General features: G+C 69.8%; 2 protein-coding genes. Both read left to right on the top strand.

The window, feature by feature from the left end; all coding sequences use genetic code 11:
* Nucleotides 1-188 precede the first annotated feature (188 nt).
* The gene (locus tag OM076_RS44520) at nt 189-620 is read left to right on the top strand and encodes a response regulator (protein ID WP_270046761.1); all 432 of its coding nucleotides are present in this window, start codon (nt 189-191) and stop codon (nt 618-620) included.
* A 13-nt stretch (nt 621-633) separates the two neighbouring features.
* Nucleotides 634-935: putative universal stress family protein (locus OM076_RS44515; protein ID WP_270046759.1), on the top strand; the 302-nt coding region annotated here is incomplete at its 3' end.

Raw genomic sequence — 935 nt, 5'->3', positions numbered from 1 at the left:
GGAGGCACCGCTCGCGATGCTCTTCCCGCGTCAGGCGGTGGCCGCGGCGTGAGCAGGCTGATGCCGTCGTCGCGCACCGTCACGTTGACGGTGCCGTCGCCGTCGCCGACGCGTACGTGCACGCGGGTCGCCTCCCCGACCGTGAGAGTCATCCCAGCAGTCGCTTCCCGTGATGAGCCGGTCGCGGCATGACCACCACCATCGTCGTCGCCGATGACCACGCCGTCGTCCGCCACGGCTTGCGGTTGCTGATCGACGGCGAGGAAGGCCTGCAGATCGTCGGCGAGGCCGAGACCGTTCCAGACGCTGAGCGCCTTACGTACGCACAGCGGCCGACCGTGCTCGTCCTCGACCTCAACATGCCCGGCGGCTCCAGCCTTGAGGCGATCCCGCGCCTGCTCACCCGGGCGCCGGAGACCGCGATCGTGGTCCTGACCATGCAGGACGACCCTGCCTTCGCCCGCCAAGCCCTACGCGCCGGCGCGTTGGGCTACGTGCTCAAAGAAGCCGCCGACGATGAGTTGCTCGAAGCGGTCCGCGTCGTCACCACCGGCGGCACCTACCTCAATCCGGTCCTGGCGGCCCGTCTCGGCGCCGGGCCCTATCCCGTCATCCGCTGATTCAAGGAGTCCCATGCCCGCCCCGATCATCGCCGCTTATGACCCACTTCTCGAGGACCACGCTCCGATCGAGCTCGCGCTCGCTGCCGCAGAGCTGACCGGCGCGGACGTCATCATCGCCGCGGTCGCCACAAAGCCGTACGTCGGCGGGTGGGCCGACCTCTACGCGGTCGACGCCGCGGCCGAGCAAGCGATCGAGCCGGCGCTGAGCCAGATGCGCGACGCGCTCGCAGTCACGACGCGAATCATCAGCGACGCCTCGGTACCACGCGCGCTGCACGCGTTCGCCCGCGACGAGGCGGCAAGCATGATCGT

Source organism: Solirubrobacter ginsenosidimutans, assembly GCF_027587205.1.
This window is presented reverse-complemented; position numbering and strand designations above follow the sequence as displayed.

Excerpts from the sequence above, each read along its gene's own strand:
- OM076_RS44520 (WP_270046761.1), top strand. The coding sequence starts at position 189 with ATGACCACCACCATCGTCGTCGCCGATGACCACGCCGTCGTCCGCCAC.